This is a genomic window from Paraburkholderia sp. WS6 (genome assembly GCF_030464835.1).
GTDB classification, from domain to species: domain Bacteria; phylum Pseudomonadota; class Gammaproteobacteria; order Burkholderiales; family Burkholderiaceae; genus Paraburkholderia; species Paraburkholderia madseniana.
The window spans coordinates 143,915-167,738 of sequence record NZ_JALQCK010000012.1; the positions used below are offsets into that span (position 1 = coordinate 143,915).

Here is a 23,824-nt window from a genome sequence, read left to right on the forward strand (position 1 = left end):
CCGGATCGCCGTTCGCGGCATCCTGCAGACCGCTCTCACTATCGAATACCCGCGAGGATGTGGTCTTTGTCATGGCATACTCATTTCGATATGCGAATTATTCTTCAAGCCCGCTGCATAAAGGCTGCCGGTCCGTCAGTGTCGCAGCGTAGCAGCCACACCAGCCGAATGTCCATATCATGCCACGCTCGCCCGAATTCAATTCCGGCGAGCGAGTCGCGGTGATCGGATTGGCTCAGTGCCCCGGCTTCAGTTGCGGCGGCACGGTCGGCCGCGCAGCAAACAGGCGGCCGAGCATGCCTTTGCGGGGCTCGGCGATGGGCGGCCACAGCATATCGGCGAGCAGGCGGATGCCTTGCGCCAGCGCGCTGTCGTGGGCGGAAGTGACCAGCGGCACACTGCGGTTGAGCGCCTCGTCGACCTGCTTTTCGTCACGCGGAAGCTGGTGCGCGACCGTCGCGCCAAGCGTCCGTTCAAGCGTCGGCAGGTTGATGCAAGCGTTCTTGTCGTATTGATTCACCACAACCCGCACCTTGCCGGGCGGATAGCCCAATTCCTTGAAAATATCGAGCATCCGGCGGCCGCCGTGCAGGTAAAGCAGGTTTTGCCGCACCACCATGCAGATTGCATCGCTGTGATCGAGTGCATGGATCGTCACCGAATTGAGGCTTTGGCCGATGTCGATCAGCACCGCGTCGTACCGCTCGCGCGCCAGGGTGAGAATCTGCTTCAGTTGCTCGGGCCGCAGTTCGGCGGCCTTCAGCGGGTCGCCGGCCCCCGCCAGCACGTCGAGGTTCGCGTGGACGTGCATCACGCAGGCGTCCAGCAAAGCGGCGTCGAGCTGGTCGATCCGCGAGCACAGATCGGAGAGCGTCGCGGGTGGCGGTTTGTTGGCCATGAGCAGGCTGGCGTCGGCGAATTGCTGGCTGAGATCGATCAGCAACACGCGCCTGTCGCGCAGTGCGGCGAGCGACCAGGCGAGATTTACCGCGATCAGCGTGGTGCCGCTGCCGCCCTTGCACGATGCGAACGAGACGACCCGCCCGGCCCGGCGCCCGCCCGCACTTTTTTTCGCGGCGATATGCGTGAGCACGGTGGCGATCTTGTATGCATCCAACGGCCATGACAGCACATGCCGCACGCCGACGCGCATCGCCGCGGTCAGCAAAGCAGCGGACGGCGCCTGCGTAACCAGAATGCAATGCAAAGCAGGCGAGCAGGCCAGCGCCTCCTCGACGCCGTCCAGCTCGTGCGCGCTCAGATCGACGTCGTCGACGATCAGCAGGTCGGCGCTCCTGATTGCGCGGGCATGCGTGCGCAGTTGCCGTGCCGTGCAGTAAGCGGTGCGCAGGCGATGCGCCACGCCGCTTTCTTCGAGACGCGCGACGATATGCGGCGCGCGCTCGGCGCTGGACGAAATCAGGAAGATGTCGATCATGTCGGGTCTCCGCCGGACTAAGGCCTTCCCGTAGGCAAGGCCGCGTCAATAACAGTCGACATTCAGGTGTAGTCGTCGGGATCGGATTGGTAGATGTCCAGAGCCCGATCGTGGCCTCGTTCGGTCGAAACCGGGATCTCGTAGATCGCCTCGCGCAATACGTCGCGTTGGATCTCGGCCTGAGCCTTGCGTTTCATCGCCTCGGCGATCACCAGCGTGAGCAGGTCGGCCGACGGCGCGGCGAACAAGGGTCGCTGCCGCGCAAAGTGAAGTTGGTAGGAGAAACCGGCGCCGTGCGCCGTGGTGTGCTGGTCCAGCCGCAATGCAACCGGCTTGCTGATCGTTTTCATGACACCCCCCGCTTGATTCCGCTTGATGGGCCATTCAAGGCCGTATCCAGGTAAGCCGTGCCCGCGCTAGTGCGCGGGCACGGCGCCCGGTTCACCTCGTAGCGTGCGCCCCTCTATGGAGACTCAGGCCGTTCCTCCCCGCTTCTTCGCGCCGGCCGGTCCTTACCGTGCGCTGCCCCTTCCCTGTTTTGTACGTCGCGTGCCCGCAAATTGCCCGAGCGCGGTGCCTGTCATTCTTGCGGTCGACTTCGGCCATCCATTTCGGCCGTCGACTTCGAGTCCGTCCAATATGACGGAAAAAGTGGCGAGGTCAGTGCTTCGCGTTGTCCGGTGACGAATGGCCGATACCCCGTATCGATCATTCACCCCGTTTTTTTTGACATCCGTTTTTCAGTGGCCCCGCCGCACCCTCGCAAGACACATCGGCTTCCCCGGCCGTGCTCACGAAGACTCTGTTTGCCGCTGGGTGCTTCCCCGAGCCTGAGGAACCAGGCGGCAACGCATCTGCTTGTGAGCCTCCTATTGCAATGGCTGTGCCATGCACCTTCAATCCCTTGTCGCACCGTGATTTTTGCCGCAACGCGTCTCGCCGGCCCCTGCCTTTCGTCACACTTGATTCGGATTCGACACGCGAGGGGTTCACCCGCTAACGCAGTGCGGAAGGATCTCCCTGTTTGCAGGACCGGATGCTCGCTTCTTCGGACCACGTCCGGCCGCGCTTTGCGGCGTAGCCCGGTCAAATATGCCGATGCTTCGGGCCACGAAGCACCCTTGGCAGCCGCTGCCCAATGTGTCGCAAGCTTGAGACACGCTGATTCGACGGCGCGGCATCCGTTGCACGATAACCGCTATGCGATTTGCTATTGCTATGTGGGATTCCGCACATAGTCGCGGTTGCCCCACCATTTCTGAACGGCAAGCACCCACGTCAAAGCGGGAAAAACGTTTCTGAATCCAGATTTGTTTGTATGGCGCTCGAAAGCGCTTTCGCTTATCGTTAAGCCATGCGCCACGTAGAGCGCCTCTGTCAGACCACAAGGCGAAACACGGCTTTTGTGATTCGGGGATGAAATAGTCGGGCGGTTTCAGCGTTGAACGCTGTTCTGCTAGCTGTCCGAAGTGCAGCGGCTCACGCCGCCGCATGCCCCCGCCATTGCCGCTACCGTGAAATTGTCATTGCCGGTCTGTCCAGTTCGTCGAAGAGCAGTTCTGAGAGCCGCAACAACCCGGGGGTCACATGAACACGACTTGCACGCCTGCCGACACCGAACGCACCGTTCTATACGTGGCGAACTCGCCCGATCGGGATCTGGCCAGCTTCCTCGCCGCATCCGGCTGGCAAGCGGTGCACGCCAAAAGCACGGTAATCGCCGAGCGCATGATCGAGCGCGACAATATCAAGGTCGGCCTCGTCGAATTGCCCGGTGAGTGTACGTCCCAGCATTTGTCCGCCTTGGCCTCCTGCATGCGCCGCGTCGAAACCAATTGGGTCGCGCAGATCGCGCCGGGCCAGTCGGACGACGAACTGGTCAGCCGCTTCATCCTCGATTATTGCTTCGATTTCGTGACCCGGCCCTGGCTGAACGAGCGGCTGGTATTCGCGCTCGGCCACGCGCACGGGCTGTCGAGCCTGCGGCATCCGCCGACCGCCCCCGAGCCTTCGCTCGGCCGGCACGGCATGGTTGGGCAATGCGAGGCAATGCAGCAGTTGTACCGGCGCATCGACAAATGCGGCGTGACCGACGCGCCAGTGTTCGTCGCCGGCGAATCGGGCACCGGCAAGGAACTGACCGCCCGTGCGATTCATGAGCGCTCGCCGCGTGCCGGCAGGGCGTTCGTCGCGATCAATTGCGCGGCCATTCCGCCGAGCCTGCTGCAAGCCGAATTGTTCGGCCACGAGCGCGGCGCCTTTACCGGCGCGTTGCAACGCAAGATCGGCCGGATCGAAAGCGCCAATGAAGGCACCCTGTTTCTGGATGAAATCGGCGACATGCCGCACGAATGCCAGGCGGTGCTGCTGCGCTTCCTGCAGGAAGGCACCATCGAACGGCTGGGCGGCAATGGGCAAATCAACGTCGACGCACGGGTGATTTCGGCGACCCACGTCGATCTGGACAAAGCCGTCGAAGACGGCCGCTTCCGCGCCGACCTGTATCACCGCCTGTGCGTGCTGCGGCTCGTCGAGCCGCCCTTGCGCGAGCGCGGCGGCGACATCAAGCTGCTCGCCAACTATGCACTGAGCATGTACCGGCAGGACGGCGCGCGTAAATTGCGCGGGCTGTCGAGCGACGCGATCGTCGCCATGTCGAACTATCCGTGGCCGGGCAACGTACGCGAGCTGATCAACTGCGTGCGCCGGGCCGTGGTGATGAGCGAGGGCCGCTTTATCACGGCAAGCGACCTCGGCCTGCCGGAATCCGACAACGGACCGGCCGTGACGCTGGCGGAGATCCGCAGTAAGGCCGAAAAGGACGCCATCGAGCACGCGTTGCAGCGGCACGGCTACAAATTGTCCGAAGCCGCGGCCGAACTCGGCATTTCGCGGGCCACGCTGTATCGCCTGATGCATGCGAGCCGGCTGCATCAGGACCCGGCGGCCGGACGCACGTCGAACGCCGACGGCGGTGCGGATGCCGACGACGAGGCAGAGCGGCAGGCGCCTTCGCTGGTTTGACCTCGCTGGTTTGACCTCGCTGGTTTGACCTAAGACCGCCTGAACGGGCAAACCCCGGCAAATATTGCCGCGACCGCGCCGCATGGCGCGGCTCGGCCGGCCTTGCGTCGTAACCGCCTATCGGTTCTCCCTTGGCGTTGCTATGCTGAAAGCCGTTCATCCACCCTGGAGTGGACTTGGCCGATCAGCACGCCCCGGCGCTCGTGCGCCGCCCTTCCTCCACGCTCCCCGCCCAGGCGAGCCCGTGCGACGCGCTCGCCATCCACACTCAGCCCCTCAGCTTCGATCACCCGTGCCGGCGCAAAAAGCTCGCACTCGCCGCGACCATCCTCGGTTCGAGCATGGCGTTCATCGACGGCTCCGTGGTCAACGTCGCGCTGCCGTCGATCCAGACCGAACTGGGCGCGAGCGTCGCGGCGATCCAGTGGGTCGTCAACGCGTATCTGCTGTTTCTCGGTGCGCTGGTGCTGGTGGGCGGCTCACTGGGCGACAAGCTCGGCCGGCGCACTGTGTTCATCGCGGGAATCGGCTTGTTCACGCTGGCCTCGATCGGCTGCGGCCTGGCGCCTGGCGTCGGCGCCCTGATCGCGGCGCGCGCCGCGCAAGGCATCGGCGCGGCGCTGCTGGTGCCGAGCAGTCTCGCCATCATCGGCGCGGTATTCGACGACAAGGAGCGCGGCAAGGCGATTGGCACCTGGGCCGGCGTGGGCGCGATCACGTCGGCGGTCGGGCCGGTGGCGGGCGGCTGGCTCGTCGATGCGTTTTCGTGGCGGGCGATTTTCTTTCTGAACGTACCGATTGCGTGCGCAACCATCGCGCTGGCGGTCGTCGCCGTGCCGGACAGCCGGCAGGAAAAAGACCCATCGCACCTGGACCCTGCGTCCAAAGGACTAGCGCTGCCCAGGCTCGACTGGCCGGGCGCCGCCACAGCCGCCGCAGGGCTCGCCGCGTTGACCTACGGCCTGACCATCGCCTCGGCGCGCGGCTTCGGCGACCGCTGGGTGCTGGCGTCGATCCTCGGCGGCCTCCTGGTGCTGTCCGGTTTCGTCGTGCTCGAAGCGAAGACCCGCAATCCGATGATGCCGCTCGACGTGTTCCGTTCGCGTGACTTCGTCGGTGCGAATCTCGTCACGCTGCTGCTTTACTTCGGGCTGGGCGGCGCGCTGTTCTTCCTGCCGTTCACGCTGATCCGCGCGTATGGCTATAGCGCGACCGAGGCAGGCGCCGCTCTGCTGCCGGTGCCGGTCACGATCGGCCTGTTGTCGCGCTTCACCGGTGGCCTGACGAGCCGATACGGCGCACGGGCCTTGCTGGGCATCGGGCCGGTGATCGCGGCGGTCGGCTTTGCGATGCTCGCGCTGCCTTGGGTCCGCGGCGAATATTGGCGCGGCTTCTTTCCGGCGCTCGTCGTGCTCGGGCTCGGCATGACGATTACCGTCGCACCGTTGACGACGACGGTGATGACATCCGTCTCCGCCGCCCGCACGGGTGTCGCCTCGGGCATCAATAACGCCGTCGCCAGGGTGGCCAGTCTGCTGGCGATCGCAGTGCTCGGGATCGTGTTCGTGTGGTCGCACGATGCGGCGCTCGACGCGCGGCTCGATGCGTCGAACGTGCCGCAAGCGGCGCGTGAGACGGCACGGTTGACGCAAGGCACGATGAATGCGAGTTCGGCGCCGCCGGGCGCAACGGACGCGACGACACGAGCCGAAGTAGCGCGCGCGCAAGCCGAGGCACTCGGGGCTGCCTTGCGGGCGGTGGCGCTGGTATCGGCGATGTGCGCACTGGCCGGCGCGGCGCTCGCGGTGTTGACGATCCACGAGGCTAGCGGAAAAACAGCCGCGCGAGGCTAAGGAGTGAGCCTCGAGACACGGCGCCGCTTGCGATCTGCACGGGCTTTCATACCGCCATTGAACGCGGCCATTAAATGCCGCACGCCCCGCTCAACGACAGTTCAGAAAGCAGTGAAACGTCGCAGTCGAGCAGTCTCCATACTGGTACTCACCTGCTTCAAACCACCTCTACCCGATCGGGAGCTTGCACATGACGATTACCTGCTTCATCCGCTATCAGATCGACCCATTCCAACGCGATGCCTTCAACGACTACGCTCGCAACTGGGGCCGCATTATTCCGCGCTGCGGCGGCCATCTGATCGGCTACTTTCTGCCCCACGAAGGGACCAACGACGTCGCCTGGGGATTGATCGCGTTCGACAGCCTCGCCGCGTACGAAACGTATCGGGCGCGGCTGCGCTCCGACGCCGAAGCACGGGAAAATTTCCTGTTTGCGCAGACGAAGCGCTTCATTCTGCGCGAGGAGCGCACCTTCACCGAGGTGGTCGAAGGCACGCTCGGTGTGGCGGCGAGGGATTCGGTGGAAGCAACGGAATAGGCATTGCCGGGCCTGCGCGCCCCTGTGGTGCGGAGCCAGTGTGTTTTCGCGCCAGCCCTTTTGCCGACGCAGCCCCGCGCAGGGCTGCGTCCGCGCATGGCCGCCTGTCACACGGCGCCTGCCGCCTCAAGCCGCGCGATCTTGCGCGCTACGCCGTGGACGGCGCCCCTGCCAGGAAAGCTTTCTGCTACCTGACGTTACAATTCGGACCAACTGGTCGAACCTCCGCGTGAACACCGATAGCCGCCGCGGATGGAACTTGTACGACTCAACGCGTGTCGGTCCAAGGTCACGCCGCCGCATCGACCCACGCGTCCCGGCACCGCCGTCCGCACCTGGTACCCCGCCTTACACCCTATGCGCAAAAAACTCCACGCCTGGCTTGTCATTTTTCTCCTCCTGAGCGCCTCGCCGGCCTTTGCCGCCGCGGCGCAACCCACCGCCTCCGCCTCTGCGGCATCTGGCGCCGCGCCCACCCTGACGCCCGAGCAGGCCCGCCAGGCCCTCAGCGTCCTCAATGACCCGACACGCCGCGCGCAAGTCAGCGACACGCTACAGGCGATCGCCGCAGCGGGCGCACTCAGCGCTCCACCTGCCTCGGCGGCCGCGGCTGCGTCGGCACCCACCGCGGCCAGCAGCGCCACCGCGCTCGTTCCAGCCGCCTTCCAATCCAATGGCCTCGCCTCGCAACTGGCGCGTCAGGGCGCGCATTGGGCCGTGCACCTCGGCAAGTCATTACGCAGTTCGGTCGCCGCGCTGCTCGACGTCGCTTCGGTGCGTGCCTGGTGGCATTCGCAATCGACCAACCCGCAGGCGCGCGGCGTGCTCGGCCAGGTCGCGGGGTCGCTGCTGGCGGCACTGCTGCCCGCGCTCGCGCTTGAATGGCTCGCGCGCCGCCTGTTGCGCCGCGCGTACACCGCCCTCGCCGCGCGCCGCGAACGTGACGATGAAGACGGTGCAACGCAAGCCGACCTGCCCGCCGACGTCCTGCCGCAACCGGCCGATGCGCCGAATGCCGCGCCGCCGCTGCCCGATTCACCGGCTTCGCCCGATGCAACTGCACAGGCGGCGAAACCCGGCGCGCCCATTACGACGCCTACGCCCGCCACTGGCACCACCGGCAAAGCCACCGAGGCCAAAGGCGAGCAGAAGGCCGTGCATCACCTGACGGTGCTGCAGCGCCTGCCGCGCGCGCTCCTGACGATGGTGCTGCGCCTGTTGCCGCTGGCGGTGTTCGTCGGCGCAGCGAGCGCGCTGATGTCGATCTTCACCGAGGACGGCACGCCGCAAGACCGCGCGCTCGATTCGCTGATCGACATCTACGTGCTGTGCCGCCTGATTGTGATAGTCAGCGGCTCCTTCCTGCAGCCGAGCGCGCCGCGCCTGCGCCTGTTGCGCATGAGCGATGCGTGGGCCGTTTTCGTGCAGCGCTGGATTGTACGGATCGTCGCCGTGGTCGGCGCCGGTTCGGCGATCGCGGAGATCGCACAGTCGCTCGGCCTGAACGACGCGGCGCATCTCGCGCTCATGAAAGTGGTCGCGCTCGCCGGCCACATCATGATCTCGATTCTGATTTTGAAATGCAGGAAGCCGGTCGGCGAATTGATCCGCAGGCGCTTTGCCGCGAGCGAATCGCTCCAAATGTTCGGCAACGCGCTCGCCGATGCGTGGGCAGGGTTCGCGGCCTTCGTGGTGATGGCGCTTTGGTTCATCTGGGCGCTCGACGTGCAGAACGGCTATCGCACCCTGCTGCATCTCGGTGGCATTACGCTGGCGATTCTGGTGGGCGCGCGGGTCGTCGCGATCGTGATTTTTGGCGCCATGGCGCGGCTGTTCAATGTACAGGGCGACGCGGAGAAGTCGCTCGTGCAACAGCATGCCTACCGCTATTACCCGCTGGTGCGGCGGGTCGTCGCGTGGATCATCGGCATCGTCACCGCGCTGGCGCTGCTGCAGGTTTGGGGCGTCGACGTGGGCGAGCTGTTCCGGGCCGGCTCGATCGGTCATCGACTGGCTTCGGCGCTGGTCACGATCGGGGTCGCCGCGGTGATCGCGCTGGTGGTATGGGAAGGCGCCAACGTGTCGATCGAACGGCGGCTGGACCGCTGGACCACCAGCGGCGACCTCGTGCGCGCCGCACGTCTGCGCACCCTGCTGCCGATGTTGCGCAGCGCGCTCTTTTGCGTGATCGCGCTGGTGGTGGTGCTCACCGGCCTGAGCGAACTCGGTGTGAACATCGGGCCGCTGCTGGCCGGCGCGAGTATTTTCGGCGTGGCGCTCGGCTTCGGCTCGCAAAAGCTGGTGCAGGATTTCATCACCGGCATGTTCCTGCTGATGGAAAACGCCATGCAGGTCGGCGACTGGGTCACGCTCGCGGGCGTATCCGGTACGGTTGAATATCTGTCGATCCGCACCGTACGCTTGCGCGGCAGCGACGGTTCGCTCTTCACCGTGCCGTTCAGTTCGGTCACGACGGTGAACAACACCAACCGCGGACTCGGCAATGCGGCGGTGAAAGTGAATATCGTGTTCGGCGAGGACGTCGATCTGGCGATCGCCACGCTGAAGGAAATCGGCGCCGCGTTGCGCGAAGACGAGAAGTTCAAGGACGGCATCCTGTCCGACTTCAGCTTCTGGGGCGTGGATGGCGTGGATGGTTCCGCGGTCACGCTGGCCGGCCAGATCCAATGTCGCGACACCGCGCGCTGGGGCGTGCAGCGCGAATTCAACCGGCGCATTCTCGACCAGTTCAGCGCGCGCGGCATCGAGATCGCGAACCCGCAGCGGCATCTGCTGACGTGGGACCCTGAGAGCGTACCGGCCCAAGTCGAATCGAACGGCGCACCGGACGTTGGCCCCAACGCTGCAGCGAAAGGCGAACCGCCTTCAACAGCGCATGCCGACGCCTCGCTGAAAGCGGCGGCCGGCAAGGCCGACGCACCGGTTGAAGATCAAGTGCCGGTCGACCCTAAACCGGCCGGTGGCCCAGGAACGCCAGCAAATCCTGGTTCAACTTCTCCGCATGAGTGAAGTACAGGCCGTGGCCGGCGCCTTCGTAGACGTTCAGTGAAGCGCCTTCGATCAGCGCCGCGGTCGGTCGCCCTGTCAGCTCGAGCGGCGCAGAGGCGTCCCGGTCACCTTGCACGACTAGCGACGGCACCCGGACGCGGGCCAGCTCCGCGCGGAAATCGGTGATGGTCTGGATGCGGGCGAGTTCGAGCATGGCCTGATGCGAGGTTTGCAGCATCATGCGGATCGTCCAGTCGAGCGGCGCGCGCGACACACCCGGGCCGAAGTACGGTGCGGCATTCGCCTCGATCCAGTCGGGGAAGGAACGGCTCAGCGCGAGGCGGCCCTGCTCGAACAATGCGGCGTCGATCCCGTTGGGGTTGTCTTCGGTTTTCAGCAGATATGGCGTAGCTGCGGGCGCGATGAACGCAATCCTGGCCACGCGCTCCGAACCGTGCCGCGTCAGATATCGCACCACTTCGCCGCTCGCGATCGAATGTGCGACCAGTGTCACGTTGGTCAGATCGAGTGTGCTGAGCACGCTGTCGAGATCGTCGGCGAGCGTGTCGAAGTCGTAGCCACGCCCGGGATCGCTCGAACGGCCATGGCCGCGGCGGTCATAAGCGATGCAGCGGCAGCCGAGGCGCGACAGCGGCTCCATCTGATAGGACCACATGTCGGAATTCAGCGTCCAGCCGGACAGAAACACGAGCGGCGCGCCTTGCCCCCAATCGCGGTAGAAAAGGCGCGCGTGGTCGGCGGTGCGGATGGTGTTGGGATCGTCGGTGAGATACGGTGCGGTCGCGTTCATGGAAGCCTCCTTACCTTGGGTCGGAATCGTTGGGCCGTGCTGCCACTTTGCCTGGCGGGTGTAGGCAGGTCGATTACCTGAGAGGTAAAGAGATGGGCTTGCGAGCCAGCGACGAGGCGCTTATTGCAGCGGCTTATTGCATTGGCTTATTGCACCTGCCACCAGCGCGGCAACAAGCGCCGCACTTCCGGCCGCCGATACCGGTCATCGATCAGATGCACCACACCCTGATCCTGCTCCGTGCGAATCACGCGGCCAGCGGCCTGCACGACCTTCTGCAAGCCCGGATACAGATACATGTAGTCGTAGCCGTTGCCGAACTTCGCCTCCATCGTGCGGCGCATCTGCTCGTTGACGTCGTTCATCTGCGGCAGGCCGAGCGTCGCGATGAAGGCGCCAATCAGTTGCTGCCCGACCAGATCGATACCCTCGGAGAACGCGCCCCCTAGCACCGCGAAGCCGACGCCCTGGTTCATGGTGCGAAAGCGCGCAAGGAACGCGTCGCGCGCCGCCTCGTCCATGCCCTGTTCCTGTGCCCATACCGGCAGTTCGGGATGACGCGAGCGCATCAACCCCATCACCTGTTGCAGATACTCGAAGCTGCTCAGGAACCCGAGATAATTGCCCGGCTGCGCTGCATACTGCTTTGCGATCAGATCGACGATGGGTACGAGCGAGCGTTCGCGGTCTCGCCAGCGCGTGGATACGTTGCCGGCCACCCGCACCTGCAACTGCTCGGCGCGAAACGGTCCTTCAACGTCCAGCCAGTTCGTCTGCTCCGGCAGACCCAGCGTGTCGCGATAGAAATGATGCGGATTGAGCGTGCCTGAAAACATCACTGTGGTGCGCGCGGCCGCGTAACGCCCCGCAAGAAACGGCGCCGGGATCACGTTGCGCACGCACAGCGTGCTGCTGCTTTTGTCGCGCGGCGCGTAGCGATCCGCGGTGAGCGTGATGTCGAAAATCGAATGCTCGCCGAATTGCTCCGCCAGCGCGACGAAGTGCATGGCGTCGAAGAAAAATCGCAGCGATGCTTCGTCGATCGAAAGCGGTGCTTCGGCGAGTTGATCCGTCACCGCGCCGATCAGATTCTGTGCGGCCGAAAGCAGTTTACCGGGGACGTCGGGGTAGACCTGATACGCGTCGGTCTGGGCGCGCTTGACGGCGTTCCACTCGCGCTGAAGCCGCTCAAGCGGCTTCTTCAATGTCGCAGGCGCGGTTTTGCGGGCGAGCCGGAACGCCGCCTGATCGAGCGACGCGCTGTACATGCGCCGTGCCCGCTCGAGCAGGTTGTGCGCCTCGTCGACCAGCACGCCGACGCGCCACTGATTGATCTGCGTGAGCGCGTACAACATCGCGCTGCTGTCGTAGTAGTAGTTGTAGTCGCCGACCACCACGTCGGACCAGCGCGCCAGTTCCTGCGCGAGATAGTACGGGCAGACGTCGTGCTGGAGCGCCGCTTCGCGCACCGACACCCGGTCGAGCCGCGGGCCGGCCAACGCCGCGCTGCGGGCCGCGTCGAGCCGGTCGTAGAAGCCGCGTGCAAGCGGACAGGACTCGCCGTTGCAAGCCTTGTCGGGATGCTCGCAGGCCTTGTCGCGTGCGACCAATTCCAGGGTCCTCAGCGGCAAGCGCCCAGAAGTCAACTCGGCGCTTCGATGGAGCGTTTCGATCGCATCGAGGGCAAGCGCGCGGCCCGGCGTCTTCGCGGTCAGGAAGAACACGCGGTCGATCTGATCCGACGCACACGCCTTGAGCAGCGGAAAAATCGTCGCCAGTGTTTTGCCGATGCCGGTCGGCGCCTGCGCCATCAAGGGCTTGCCGTCACGCGCAGCGCGATACACCGACACCGCCAGCTCGCGTTGACCACTGCGGAACTGACCATGCGGAAACTGCAACGCACCGAGCGCGGCATTGCGCGCGGCGCGATGGACCTCTTCCTGCACGGCCCAATCGAGAAAGCGCTCGCATTGCGCGACGAAGAAAATCTCCAGCTCACGCGCCGTGTGTGTTTCGGTCAGCAAGGTTTCCTTCTGACTGCCGACATCGAAGTACACCAGCGCGACCGTCAACCCAGCGAGCCCGCGGGCCTGGCACAACAGGTGCCCGTACACCAGCGCCTGCGCCCAATGCAGCGTGCGGTGATTGGCGGGCATCCGTTCGAGCGCGCCACGATGGGTCTTGATCTCTTCCAGCCGGTTCGACACGGGATCGTAACCATCGGCGCGGCCACGCACGATCAAACCGCGATGCGTGCCGGTCAGCGTGACTTCGGCCTCATAGCCGCTCGCGCGCCGCCCGGCGACCGTCACATGGCCGGCCATGCCTTCCAGCGAGGTGGGCGCGGGTGTGAAGCGCAGATCCAGATCGCCGCGCCGCGCGGTGAATTCGCACATCGCCCGGACGGCGACCACGTAGGTCATGGGGTGATCTCCGTCACGACTTCCGACGCGACGATCTCTTCATCGGCCCATCGCACGTCGAGCACGCGCACCGGCATGCCGTGCTGCGCGCAGTACGCGAGCCAGCGGATCTGGTTGTCCTGCAAGCGGTCGCCGGGCCCCTTTACTTCGATCAACTCATAACGGCGCTCGGCCGGCCAGAACCGAATCAGGTCCGGCAGGCCCGAGCGGTTGCCGCGGATATCACGCAGCAAACGCTCGAACCATAGTTTCAGATGCGCGGCAGGCAGGCAGTCGAGCGCCAATTCGACCAGTTCCGGCGTCAGCAAGCCCCAGAATACGAACGGCGATTGCAGACCCGCCTTGCTTTGCAGATGCCGCAGAATCGTCTCGCGATAGGCACTGCTGTCGAGTTGCGCAAGACACGCGGCGAATTGCGCGGCGCGGCGCGCATGAAAATCCGGCGCATGCAGATCGGCCGGCCCGCGCCGGAATGGATGGAAAAACGCGCCGGGCAGCGCCGCGAACACCGGTTCCCAGCACAGCAAGCCAAACAGCGAGTTGATCAGCGCGTTTTCGACGTAATGAACCGGCGCCGCGTCGCAAGTCAAATGGTCGCGTGCAACGTATTCGACCGGTTGCGACGCGTCCGGCCTCGGCAGCACCAGTGTGCTGCGCTCGACCGGCCGGGCGGCAGGCACACGCGCCACCCGCTCGCCGCGCTTGCGCTGCAAACGCGGCAACATGCGCTCGACGCGCTGCGCCTCCTCTTCGCTTTCAGGTTTGGCCGCGGCTTGCGAAGCGAGGGCGAAGGCTTCGTCGAATCGCTCGCTGCGTTCCAGCACACGCAAGCGCCGATGGCGCGCGCCGGGCCATGCGCAACGCTCATAGACCGCGAGCGCGGCGGCCCAGTTCTGCTGACGCTCGCAATGTTGGCCGATACGAAACAGCAGTTTCGCGCGACGCGTTTCGAGCCAGGGATTCGAGGTTTCGATGGCGGCAATTGCGGCGACGAGTTCGTCGATCGCCTCTGACTCCGCGTCACCCGTGGGCAGCCATTCGAGCGCTTCGCGGCACGCATGTAACGCAAGATAGACGTCGACGTCCGCGCGTTGCTGGAATGCGCGCGACGACGGCGCGAATGCAACCTTCTCGTACTGGAACACGCCGAGATCGGCAAGCACGAACTCCGACCAGTCCTGCTGCAAATTGCCGAAGAACATCAGGCGCAGACGCTCGCAAAGGGGCGCGATGGCGACGTGGAAGACGCGGTCGGTGGTCTGGCCGTGCCATGTGGACAACGGATGCGCGGCGGTGCCTCGTCCGTCACATTCGCCCTCGCCCTCGCCTTCGCCTTCGTAAAACGGCCGCAGCGTTTCCAGCAGATCGGGTTTGCGCAAGCCTTTCGCGCCAGGAATCAACGCGATGGCGTCCGCAAAGATCAGCAGCAACTCCGGGCGCGTGGTGAGCGCGAACAGATCGTCGAGCGTCAGGCCCGGTTCAGTGTCGACCCAACCCAGCACTGCCAGGGGCGCAACCGCCTGCAAAGGACAACCAATCTCGTCGTAAGAAAGACGGCTGGAGCGGAACAACGTGCCCTTGCGCATCAGCATGCGAACCAGCAACGCGCGCGAGGGCTGCGGCAAGGCGGCGAAATCGCGCAGGAAGCCGTGTTCGTGCGCGTCCAGCAGATCGTCGTAACGCTCGGCGAGCCACGCCAGCGCACGCTCGAAGTTCAGCAGGTAATAGGGGACATCAGAACGGAGGTCTGACGGAGCATCTGTCGCCACGGGGTTTTCATGAAACCTGTATGTTTATACAGTGATGATATCAAAATCCGTGGGAGAGACGGCTGACAATGCGGCAAGGGGCTAGACTCCTTGCGGTGCCGCCACCCACGTGCCAGCCTAGCCCGCGCCCGCCGCGTAGAAGCTCGCCAGGTCCCGCTTGAGCGCATGCAACGCGGCATCGTCGAGATAGATCATGTGCCCGGTTGGGTAGTAGGCGATGCGCACGTTGGCGCGCAGCGGCGCATCGATGCCCAGATGCGCGAGCGCGTACTCGGTCGCATAGAACGGCGTGGCGAGGTCGAAATAGCCGTTCAGCGACATCACGCGCAGGTGCGGATTCTGCCGCATCGCTTCGGCGAGATCGCCCGCCGCATACGGCACGGACAAGTGTTCCCCCCACCACTCACGGTGTTTCCAGTCCCACTGCGTCAACGCGTCGTCGTTGAAGACGCGATAGCGGTCGGCAGGCGTGAAGTGCAGGTCCTCCGCAAAATGCTGATGAAGCGCGGCGTCGAAAGCGCTCGCCACACTGCTCACCGATGCGTCGTAATCGGGACGCTCGGACACGCCGTCGTACTCGAGTCCTTTAAAGCGTGCATCGAAACGGCCAATGCTGCGCGATTGATCGCGCAGCAATTGATTGCGAAAACGCGAGGGATAGAGACGCAGGCGGCTTCGCTTCACGTAATCGACGTCGAGCCCGGTGAACTGCGCGACGCGTGCGGCGATTTCGTCGCGCTGCGCGTCGGGCAACGCGTCGCCCTGCGCGAGCGCTTGCGCATAAGGCCCGCGGGCGAACGCGCGGGCCTCGTCGAGGAAGGCCGGCAGACTGGCCGGCTTTGGCACGATCTTGTCGTGGTACCACGCGATGGCCGCGAAGCTCGGCAAGTAGCTCTCGCTCTTGAAATCGAAGCCGGGTGAAAACGCCGAGGAATCGAGCACCGACGACATCAGGATCACGCCATTCAACGCGATATTGTTTTGCCCCAGTTGATACGCGAGCATCGCGGCGCGCGCGGTGCCATACGATTCGCCGAGCAGGTACTTCGGCGAATTCCAGCGCTGGTTCACCGTCAGATAGCGGTCGATGAATTGCGAGAACGCGTCAAGGTCCTTGTCGACACCCCAGAAGTCCTTCCCCGTGCCATGGCCGACAACCCTCGACAGGCCTGCGCCGACGGCATCGATAAAGACCAGATCGGTGGTATCGAGCAGGCTATCGGGGTTGTCGTCCAGCACATACGGCGCGGGCGGCGTGCTCGCGGGACTCGCCGTGCGCACCCGCTTCGGTCCGAACGAGCCGATCAGCAGGAACACGCTGCCCGCACCCGGTCCGCCGTTGAAAAGGAACGTGACGGGACGTGTCGAGGGCGCCTTGGTCGCGACGGTGTAGGCGGTATAGAAGACGCTCGCATTGGCCTGCCCGGTTTTGTCACGCAGCAGCAGGTTGCCCGCCGTCGCGGTGTAGTCGATCTTGCGGCCGCCGAGCCGGATCGAATGCTGCGTCACGGCAGCGCTTTCCGGCGGTACAGGGATCGGCGAGGTCTCGGGTTTGACAGCGTGCGGCGGGTTGTCCTGCGTATCGTTCTGAGCGGCCGCGGAAACCCGTGGCGGATGGCCGGTACGAGATGGATTTGCGCGCGGCTCCTTGACTGGCTGGCCGTTCGCATCGACGGTCTGGCCGGCAGTCTCTGCCTGAGCGCCAGGCGCGCCGGGCACGCTTACCGAGCTAGCCGGCGCGGTGGCTGATTCCGTGTCGGCTGCCGCAGTGGCTGAGTCGTCCAGTTCGGCCGCCGCGCACATCTGACTGAACGTGGCGACGATGGCAAGAACCAGCGCCATCGCCACCAGCGCGGCCGCCATGGATCCTGCCATCAGTGATCGGCGCAACGAGAGGTAGAAGCGAATGGCCATGGGGTATCCGGCTGCGAGTCGATAGGCGTCGATGTCCCGATTGTCCAGCTTAAGACGAATCAGGCGACTGATTCTTGACGCAAGCATCGAAGCCGTCAATCGAAAACGGGCTCTAACGCGCGTCCCTCCCAAGCCGCATCGTTTCCTTGGGGAAAACGAAAGTAATACGAAATACTTAAGAAAGCCGCTCCGCTATCGCGGCGCCACGAGGACTTCGTCTGACGTTCGCGGCTTGGGCGGCTTTCCCTGTTCACAGCCTACGCCTTCATACGCACCGGCAATCCGCCGACGAACGCAGCAATCCGTTCGCACGCGTCGATCAGGCTTGCCTCGTCGACCACGAAACCCAGCCGCACGAAGCCATTCGCGGTCTCGCCGAAGGCGCTGGCGTCAAGCAGCGACACGCCTTGTGCGCGAAACAGTTGCCAGGTGAAATCGACCGTATCGAGGCCCGTGCCGCTGACGTCGACCATCATGAACATGCCGGCTTCGGGCAACAGGCAACGCAGGCCCGGCACGCGGTGCAAGCGCTCGAACACGACGTCGCGGCGACGCCGGTAAATCTCGCGCATCTCGGCGACGATCGGCGCCTTGTTCTGCAGGGCCGTCAATGCAGCCTGCTGGATGAAGCCGGGCAAGCCATACAACATCGCCAGCGCGAGCCGCCCCATATGCTCGATCAGCGTGGCAGGCCCGATCGCCCAGCCCACACGCCAACCCGCCATTGCATGCGATTTCGAAAGACTGCCGAGCGTCACCGTGCGTTCCGCCATGCCCGGCAATGCGGCGATGCTCACGTGCTCGCGCTCGAACGTGAGATCCGCATAGACCTCATCGGAGAGCACCCACAGATCGTGCTCGCACGCGATCTGCGCGATGCGTTCCAGATCGGCGCGCGGCATCACCACGCCGGTCGGGTTACAGGGGGTCGCGAAGAAAATGGCCTGGGTGCGCGGCGTGACGGCCGCTTCGAGCGCGTCGCAGTCGAGGTGAAACGCCCGAGCCGGATCGACCGGCACCGGCACGAGCGTGGCGCCCGCGGCGCGCACGCAGGCTTCGTATGTGAGGTACATCGGCTCGGGGACGATCACTTCGTCACCCGCTTCCAGCAGACACAGCGAAGTCGCGAACACGCCGTTCTGCGCCCCCGCCGTCAGGATCACGTTGGCCGCGCTCACGGCGCAACCGGTGGTGCGCGCATGGTCTTCGGCAATCGCCGCGCGCACCGGCTCACGCCCGGACACGGCGCTGTAATGCGTATCGCCGCCACGCAATGCTTCAATGGCGCGCCCGACGATCGGCGCGGGGGTCGCAAAGTCGGGGTCGCCGACGCTCAGCACGATCACGTCTTCGCCATTGGCGAGCGCCTGTTGAGCGACACGATGGATTTCCCACGCCGACGTACGCCTGCCCTGCAAACGCTCAACCAGATTCGAATACTTCATGGAACACACCCCGTTTCGACTTGAGCCGCCAATGTAATGGGGCGCGTGCGAAACGTCCAGATACGAAAAAGCGCCACGCGAGTACTGAGTCTCGTGTGGCGCTTCGCTGAAGCCCTGGCCCCAAAGGGCAATGCGTTTAAACCTGGCGGCGCAATTCCGCCGGCGGCACTTTCATCAAGTGACGATATTTCGCCACGGTGCGCCGCGCCACCAGCACGCCCTGATCCGCGAGCATCCTGGCGAGTGTCACATCCGACAGCGGATCGTGCGTGTTCTCCGCGGCGATCATTTCCTTGAGCAGCGCACGGACGGCCGCGGCCGAACAGGTGCCGCCGCTTTCCGTGCCGAGTTCACGCGGGAAGAAGTGCTTGAACTCGAAAATGCCGCGCGGCGTGGCCATATATTTGTTGCCGGTCGCACGCGAGATGGTGGACTCGTGCAGACCGAGCTCCTCGGCCACATCGCGCAGCACCATCGGCCTGAGCGCGATTTCACCGTACTGGAAGAAGGCTCGTTGATGCGCGACGATGCATTCGGCCACGCGTTGAATCGTATCGAAGCGCTGCTGCGCATTGCGGATCAACCAGCGCGCTTCCTGCAATTGCTGCGCGAGCGGCGAGCGGCTTGCACCGGCCGACTGCGCGAACAGTTCGGCGTACATGCGATGGATGCGGGCGCGCGGCTGCACGGCCGGGTTGATCGTCACCGCCCATTTGTTGCGCACCTGACGCACGATCACGTCCGGCACCACGTAGTTGTCTTCGGTACGGCCGTAGTTGTTGCCCGGCTTCGGATCGAGCTTGCGCACCAGCGCGCAGGCCACCCGCAGTTCCTCGGCGCTGCAGCCGATCTGCTTTTGCAGTTCAGCCTGTTCGCGGCGCGCGAGACGTTCCAGATGATGGTCGACGATTTGCCGCGCCACATCGCGTCCCGGCGTGTCGGCGGGCAAGGCGTTGACCTGCAGCGACAGACACTCGGACAGCGAGCGCGCGCCGAGACCGGGACGATCGAGCGATTGCACGAGGCGCAGCGCCACCAGCAATTCTTCTTCCGTCAGTTCGGGTTCGAGGTCGACGCTATCGGCGAGCTCGGAGAGTTCCTGACGCAGATAGCCATCGTCGTCGAGCGCCTCGATGATGAAGCGGGCCACCGCACGATCACGGTCGTCGAGTCGATACAGACGCAGCGAGTCGTGCAACTGCTCGCGCAAGGTCGGTTGGGAGCGCGCCCATTCCGCAGGATCGCTACTGTCGGAGTCACCGTTCTGGCGCGTCGAACTGCGGCTGCTGTAGTCGCCCGAAAAGTCGCCGGGTATGTCGTCCTGCCCTGCGCTTTCCATCGTGTCGCCGCTGCTGTTGTCAACCGGTGACGATTCGGGTTCGGCCGCGGCGACCGTGTCCGTGGCGGGTGTCGCGCCGGCATCATCGCCTGGCGCTGTGGTGGCAAGCGCGACGTCTTCCGTGTCTGTCGAGTCGTACTCGAGGAAGGGATTGGTGTCGAGTGCGGTGCGCAACTCCTGCTGGAACTCCAGAGACGACAACTGCAACAGGCGCACCGATTGCTGCAGACGCGGCGTGAGTGCGAGGGACTGCCTTGCGCGTAGTTCAATTGACGGCATTGTAGTGAGGTCCCGTTAATAGCTGAGAAAAGGTATCTCACCTCATTACAGCAACTGTCATACCAGCTCGCCCAACACCCTGTTTTTTCTGAGTTTTGCCTTTTCAGGCCCGCCGATTGCGCAGTGGGCGAGCGCCCTTTTTACAAGAACCCGGCAATTTCCGGTCGCGGGCCTTACGGACCATTGGACAGCACGCCACACGTGGCCGCCCCTCTATTCCTCAGCCTAAACGCATGCGCAGCAACGGCTTCTCCCGACCTCGGGCATTCGTGCGGTGTACCAGGCACACAGCTTGCGGGTTAACACTATTTATCAACACCCGAAGGAGAAACCATGAAGACCATTCAATTTCTGAAGACCGCAGGCAGCATCGCTTGCGTCGCATTCGCACTGAACGCTACGGCGCAAACCAGCGGCTCGGCCCCGTCGGCCGCATCCGAAACCATCGGCCAGCACGTCGACGACGGCACCATCACCACCAAGGCCAAGGCCGAACTGCTCAGCGCGAAGAACGTCAAATCGACCCACATCCATGTGAAGACCCGCAAGGGGGTGGTGTGGCTCACGGGCTCGGTGCCGTCGGCTGACGACAAGGCCGCAGCAGGAGAAGTCGTGAAAGGCATCGATGGCGTCTCGAGCGTGAGGAACCATCTGAAAGTCGTAGCGGAATAACGTAGCGGACTAAGCGCGGTATCTTCGCCGCTGTCCCGTTTTAGGAAACCAGCACGCCGGAATCGCGCTGAAAAATACGCGCGGCCGGCAGGCATGCGCCCGGACTACGCGGCGGTGCCGCGATCGTACAGTTGCTCGACACGACGCCCCGCCGTCGACCTCGCTAGAATACGAATCCGTCGTGCTGCGACAAGCTCCTCCCCATCCAATGACCGCTCCCGACGAATCAAGACGTGAAGCGCGGACGAACGCCGCCAATTCGCTGTTTGCTTTTCTCAAGGCGCTGCCGCTGGGCGACCGGCTGGCCGAAGGCAGTGTGATGGCCGCGCAGGCGGTGGCCGGCGGCAGCCTTGCTTTCGTGATCGGCCGTTGGCTGCATACGGAGCAAGCTTTCTGGGCCGCGATTACGGCGATTGCGGTCAGCCAGCACAGTTATATCGACACCCGCAATCTGTCGCGCGATCAGTTCATCGGCGCGATGGTCGGAGCCGTTTGCGGGCTCATCGGCGCAACCCTCGGCGGTGGCTATCTCGCCGCTTACGCCGCCACCGTTGCCGCGGCAATCGTGATTTGCTGGGTCGTGAACGTGGGCAGCGCCGCGCGTCTGGGCGGCATTACGGCGACCATCATGCTGCTGGTGCCGGGCGTCGGTTCGCCGTGGGACAAGGCCTTGCTGCGCCTCGGCGAAGTCACGTTGGGCACGGTCTGCGCACTGCTGGTGACCTTGATCATGTCGAGGATAGAGAAGCACTGGTACGGCAGAACCGACAAAGCCTAGCCGGATTTCTGATCGTTCTCTTGCGGTTGACGCCGGTAACGCCCCGGCGTCGCGCCGACGCTCTGCTGAAACGCCTTGCCGAAGGCGGCTTCCGATTGATACCCCACTGCCTCACCGATCTCCGCGGCGCTGCGCTGCGTGCGTAGCAGCAGATCGCACGCGATCGTCATACGAATCTGCGTGAGGAAATCCATCACCGTCATACCCGCACGCTCGTTGAAATGGCGCGCGTAAGTTGCGCGGGACATCGCCGCGCGTTCACCGAGCTCGGCAATCGTCCACGCCCGTTCGGGGGCGTCCAGCATGCCCTGTACCGACGCACCCAGACGCGCATCGGCCAGCAGCGCCAGCACGCCTGCGCTCGATGCATTCTGTTCGCCATGCACGCGCAAAGCCATCGCGAAGAGCGCGTGGCTCAATGCGGTGACGATCGCGAGCGCGCCGGGCTGACGTTGTTCGGCTTCGGTTCGCATCAACGCAATCACCGTCTGCAGCGCGCCGAGCGTTTGCACGCCGCCGAGCGACACGTGAAATGGATCCGGCAGCGCGTTGAGCAGCAACGCCGAGGAACCGGGCGCGTAGACGAACCGGCCGCATAGAAGATCGAGATCGGCGCCGCCCTCGTGCTCGTCATTGCGGCGCAACGGCAGCATGCCGTCATGACTCAACGTCAGCGGCGCGGTGGCAGCCGCTCGCCCGATATCGCGCACCCGATGCGCGGCGCCACGCGGGAACAGCATGAAGTCCCCCGCGTGCAGCGCAACCTGCGCGCCACCCGCAGTCTCGACGACGCACGCTCCATCCAGCACCAGATGAAACGGTGCAATGCCCGCCTCCATCGGCGCGTGATCGATGTCGAAGCCGCCCGTGAGCAGGCAACGCAGATCGAGGCTGGCTTGCGGCCGGGCGAGGTCGATCAGTCGGCTGAGCGTATCCATGAGACGGTCGCGCTAAAAGTTGAGCGAATCGAGTATTCAGGATATCGCGGCACAGCGCAATACTTTGCCTAACGACACCGGCACCCGCCGGGGCGTGGCAAACAAAGGAGCACTGTCATGTTGAACTGGATCGATTACCGCAAGGAACTGTTCGGCCGCATCGGCGAGATCGCCAAACTGTCGCCGGATACGGTGAAGGCCTATCAAACGATGTCGAGCGCGGGCCAGAAGGCCGACCTTCTCGGTGCGAAGACGCGCGAGCTGATTTCGCTTGCGGTGGCCGTGAGCTTGCGATGCGACGGCTGTATCACCGTGCACACCGCCGAAGCGTTGAAACACGGCGCGACACGTGAAGAGATCGCTGAAGCGCTCGGCGTGGCGGTCGCCATGAACGCGGGCGCCACCATGGTGTACTCGGCACGCACGATGGACGCCGTCGCCGCTTATCAGGCGGATAGCAAGCCGGCAGATTGAGGGAAGCGGCGCCCACTACGCGCCGTTACGCCGAATGACGCGCCTCTTCAAGCTGCTTGCGGCGCACTTCGCCCTGGCGTTCCAGCATCCAGCCCGGGTACTCAGCCGGCAGCGTGCTGACCTGATCGAGCTTTGCAAGCTCGTCGGCGGTCAACGCGACGCCGGTGGCGGCAATGTTGTCGTCGAGTTGCTCGACTTTCTTCGCCCCGACGATCACCGAGCTCACCACGCGTTGATGCAGCAGCCACGCAAGCGCGATCTGCGCCACCGACACTTTCTTCGTCTCCGCGATATCGCGCATCACGTCGACACAGTCATAGGCGCGCTCGCGATTGACCGGGGGAAAATCGAAGGTCGTGCGACGGCTGCCCGCTTCGCCCTGCTGATCGCGCCCATATTTGCCGCTCAGCAAGCCGCCCGCGAGCGGACTCCACACCATCAATCCAAGCCCTTCGCTGTGCAGCATCGGCACGAGTTCGCGTTCGAGGTCGCGGCCCGCCAGCGTGTAATACGCCTGGAGCGATTCAAAGCGCGCGAGGCCGAGGCGCTCCGCAATGCCCAGCGCCTTCACGATCTGCCACGCGGCCCAGTTCGACACCCCGACATAGCGCACATGGCCATGCTGAACCAGCGTATCGAGCGCGCGCACGGTTTCTTCGATCGGTGTGGCCGGATCGAAACCGTGGATCTGATACAGGTCGACGTGGTCGAGTTGCAGGCGCTTCAGGCTCGCCTTGATCCCGTCGATGATGTGATAACGCGAGGCCCCGCGCGCGTTCGGAAACGCTGCCGTCTGGCCGAATACTTTGGTTGCGACCACAACCTTGTCGCGCGGCACTTTCAGGTTCTTCAACGCCTGACCCGTGATCTGTTCGGACAGGCCATCGGCATAGACGTCGGCCGTGTCGATGAAATTGATGCCCGCATCGAGCGCCCGGCCGACCAGCCGCTCCGCGTCCCCCTGCTGCAGATCGCCGATCTGCTTCCAGATGCCGTCGCCTCCGCCGAAGGTCATCGTGCCCAGGCACAGCTCCGAAACAAACACACCGGTACGGCCTAACTGGTTGTATCGCATCGTCGAGACTCCATCGTGGATTCGTGAATCGGTGAGCCGTAC

17 protein-coding genes are annotated in these 23,824 nt (G+C 64.5%); 7 read left to right on the forward strand and 10 right to left on the reverse strand.

The window, feature by feature from the left end; all coding sequences use genetic code 11:
* Nucleotides 1–235 precede the first annotated feature (235 nt).
* Both M0D64_RS16995 and M0D64_RS17000 read right to left on the reverse strand, forming a co-directional pair.
* Nucleotides 236–1,438 (reverse strand): AAA family ATPase, encoded by a 1,203-nt coding sequence (locus tag M0D64_RS16995; RefSeq protein WP_266258583.1) that lies wholly within the window; start codon nt 1,436–1,438, stop codon nt 236–238.
* Between the two features lie 62 nt (nt 1,439–1,500).
* Nucleotides 1,501–1,788, reverse strand: a complete 288-nt coding sequence (locus M0D64_RS17000) for a hypothetical protein (protein ID WP_154561831.1) — start codon at nt 1,786–1,788, stop codon at nt 1,501–1,503.
* 1,237 nt (nt 1,789–3,025) lie between these two features.
* On the opposite strand from M0D64_RS17000, the gene M0D64_RS17005 reads away from it, so the two are divergent.
* The 4 genes from M0D64_RS17005 to M0D64_RS17020 all read left to right on the forward strand — a co-directional run bounded on the left by M0D64_RS17005 (nt 3,026) and on the right by M0D64_RS17020 (nt 9,886).
* Nucleotides 3,026–4,462 (forward strand): sigma-54 dependent transcriptional regulator, encoded by a 1,437-nt coding sequence (locus tag M0D64_RS17005; RefSeq protein WP_266258584.1) that lies wholly within the window; start codon nt 3,026–3,028, stop codon nt 4,460–4,462.
* Between the two features lie 176 nt (nt 4,463–4,638).
* Nucleotides 4,639–6,315 (forward strand): MFS transporter, encoded by a 1,677-nt coding sequence (locus M0D64_RS17010; protein ID WP_266258585.1) that lies wholly within the window; start codon nt 4,639–4,641, stop codon nt 6,313–6,315.
* 190 nt (nt 6,316–6,505) lie between these two features.
* On the forward strand, nt 6,506–6,856 hold the full coding sequence (locus M0D64_RS17015; RefSeq protein ID WP_154561825.1) for an NIPSNAP family protein: 351 nt from the start codon (nt 6,506–6,508) through the stop codon (nt 6,854–6,856).
* A 357-nt stretch (nt 6,857–7,213) separates the two neighbouring features.
* The gene (locus tag M0D64_RS17020) at nt 7,214–9,886 is read left to right on the forward strand and encodes a mechanosensitive ion channel family protein (RefSeq protein ID WP_266258586.1); all 2,673 of its coding nucleotides are present in this window, start codon (nt 7,214–7,216) and stop codon (nt 9,884–9,886) included.
* Here the strand turns inward: M0D64_RS17020 and M0D64_RS17025 are convergent.
* The 6 genes from M0D64_RS17025 to M0D64_RS17050 form a co-directional block, all read right to left on the reverse strand.
* Nucleotides 9,825–10,676: an alpha/beta fold hydrolase gene (locus tag M0D64_RS17025; RefSeq protein ID WP_266258587.1), complete on the reverse strand. Its 852-nt coding sequence runs from the start codon at nt 10,674–10,676 to the stop codon at nt 9,825–9,827. The genes M0D64_RS17020 and M0D64_RS17025 overlap by 62 nt on opposite strands.
* A gap of 146 nt (nt 10,677–10,822) precedes the next feature.
* Complete coding sequence (locus M0D64_RS17030) at nt 10,823–13,099, reverse strand: ATP-dependent DNA helicase (RefSeq protein WP_266258589.1); 2,277 nt, start codon at nt 13,097–13,099, stop codon at nt 10,823–10,825.
* A complete protein-coding gene (locus M0D64_RS17035; RefSeq protein ID WP_266258590.1) occupies nt 13,096–14,868 on the reverse strand; it encodes a VRR-NUC domain-containing protein in 1,773 nt (590 codons plus the stop codon). The genes M0D64_RS17030 and M0D64_RS17035 overlap by 4 nt, the downstream gene beginning before the upstream one ends.
* 117 nt (nt 14,869–14,985) lie before the next feature.
* Nucleotides 14,986–16,782 (reverse strand): S10 family peptidase, encoded by a 1,797-nt coding sequence (locus tag M0D64_RS17040; protein ID WP_266258591.1) that lies wholly within the window; start codon nt 16,780–16,782, stop codon nt 14,986–14,988.
* 257 nt (nt 16,783–17,039) lie between these two features.
* Nucleotides 17,040–18,227, reverse strand: coding sequence for a pyridoxal phosphate-dependent aminotransferase (locus M0D64_RS17045; RefSeq protein WP_266258592.1), 1,188 nt, complete (start codon nt 18,225–18,227; stop codon nt 17,040–17,042).
* Nucleotides 18,228–18,363: 136 nt separating this feature from the next.
* Complete coding sequence (locus M0D64_RS17050; protein WP_266258593.1) at nt 18,364–19,845, reverse strand: RNA polymerase factor sigma-54; 1,482 nt, start codon at nt 19,843–19,845, stop codon at nt 18,364–18,366.
* Between the two features lie 333 nt (nt 19,846–20,178).
* Here M0D64_RS17050 and M0D64_RS17055 point away from each other — a divergent pair, with 333 nt between their 5' ends.
* A complete protein-coding gene (locus M0D64_RS17055; RefSeq protein WP_154561813.1) occupies nt 20,179–20,517 on the forward strand; it encodes a BON domain-containing protein in 339 nt (112 codons plus the stop codon).
* Nucleotides 20,518–20,725: 208 nt separating this feature from the next.
* Nucleotides 20,726–21,295: an aromatic acid exporter family protein gene (locus M0D64_RS17060; RefSeq protein ID WP_171927919.1), complete on the forward strand. Its 570-nt coding sequence runs from the start codon at nt 20,726–20,728 to the stop codon at nt 21,293–21,295.
* On the opposite strand, the gene M0D64_RS17065 is transcribed toward M0D64_RS17060, so the two are convergent.
* Complete coding sequence (locus M0D64_RS17065; RefSeq protein WP_266258594.1) at nt 21,292–22,233, reverse strand: AraC family transcriptional regulator; 942 nt, start codon at nt 22,231–22,233, stop codon at nt 21,292–21,294. The genes M0D64_RS17060 and M0D64_RS17065 overlap by 4 nt on opposite strands.
* Nucleotides 22,234–22,350: 117 nt before the next feature.
* Between M0D64_RS17065 and M0D64_RS17070 the strand changes: the two genes are divergently transcribed.
* On the forward strand, nt 22,351–22,707 hold the full coding sequence (locus tag M0D64_RS17070; protein WP_266258595.1) for a carboxymuconolactone decarboxylase family protein: 357 nt from the start codon (nt 22,351–22,353) through the stop codon (nt 22,705–22,707).
* Nucleotides 22,708–22,732: 25 nt separating this feature from the next.
* Here M0D64_RS17070 and M0D64_RS17075 read toward each other — a convergent pair whose 3' ends face one another.
* A complete protein-coding gene (locus tag M0D64_RS17075; RefSeq protein WP_266258596.1) occupies nt 22,733–23,782 on the reverse strand; it encodes an aldo/keto reductase in 1,050 nt (349 codons plus the stop codon).
* Nucleotides 23,783–23,824: the final 42 nt, after the last annotated feature.

Coding starts and splice junctions, on each gene's coding strand:
- M0D64_RS16995 (WP_266258583.1), bottom strand. CDS start 1,438: ATGATCGACATCTTCCTGATTTCGTCCAGCGCCGAGCGCGCGCCGCAT.
- M0D64_RS17000 (WP_154561831.1), bottom strand. CDS start 1,788: ATGAAAACGATCAGCAAGCCGGTTGCATTGCGGCTGGACCAGCACACC.
- M0D64_RS17005 (WP_266258584.1), top strand. CDS start 3,026: ATGAACACGACTTGCACGCCTGCCGACACCGAACGCACCGTTCTATAC.
- M0D64_RS17015 (WP_154561825.1), top strand. CDS start 6,506: ATGACGATTACCTGCTTCATCCGCTATCAGATCGACCCATTCCAACGC.
- M0D64_RS17020 (WP_266258586.1), top strand. CDS start 7,214: ATGCGCAAAAAACTCCACGCCTGGCTTGTCATTTTTCTCCTCCTGAGC.
- M0D64_RS17025 (WP_266258587.1), bottom strand. CDS start 10,676: ATGAACGCGACCGCACCGTATCTCACCGACGATCCCAACACCATCCGC.
- M0D64_RS17030 (WP_266258589.1), bottom strand. CDS start 13,099: ATGACCTACGTGGTCGCCGTCCGGGCGATGTGCGAATTCACCGCGCGG.
- M0D64_RS17040 (WP_266258591.1), bottom strand. CDS start 16,782: ATGGCCATTCGCTTCTACCTCTCGTTGCGCCGATCACTGATGGCAGGA.
- M0D64_RS17045 (WP_266258592.1), bottom strand. CDS start 18,227: ATGAAGTATTCGAATCTGGTTGAGCGTTTGCAGGGCAGGCGTACGTCG.
- M0D64_RS17050 (WP_266258593.1), bottom strand. CDS start 19,845: ATGCCGTCAATTGAACTACGCGCAAGGCAGTCCCTCGCACTCACGCCG.
- M0D64_RS17055 (WP_154561813.1), top strand. CDS start 20,179: ATGAAGACCATTCAATTTCTGAAGACCGCAGGCAGCATCGCTTGCGTC.
- M0D64_RS17060 (WP_171927919.1), top strand. CDS start 20,726: ATGACCGCTCCCGACGAATCAAGACGTGAAGCGCGGACGAACGCCGCC.
- M0D64_RS17065 (WP_266258594.1), bottom strand. CDS start 22,233: ATGGATACGCTCAGCCGACTGATCGACCTCGCCCGGCCGCAAGCCAGC.
- M0D64_RS17070 (WP_266258595.1), top strand. CDS start 22,351: ATGTTGAACTGGATCGATTACCGCAAGGAACTGTTCGGCCGCATCGGC.
- M0D64_RS17075 (WP_266258596.1), bottom strand. CDS start 23,782: ATGCGATACAACCAGTTAGGCCGTACCGGTGTGTTTGTTTCGGAGCTG.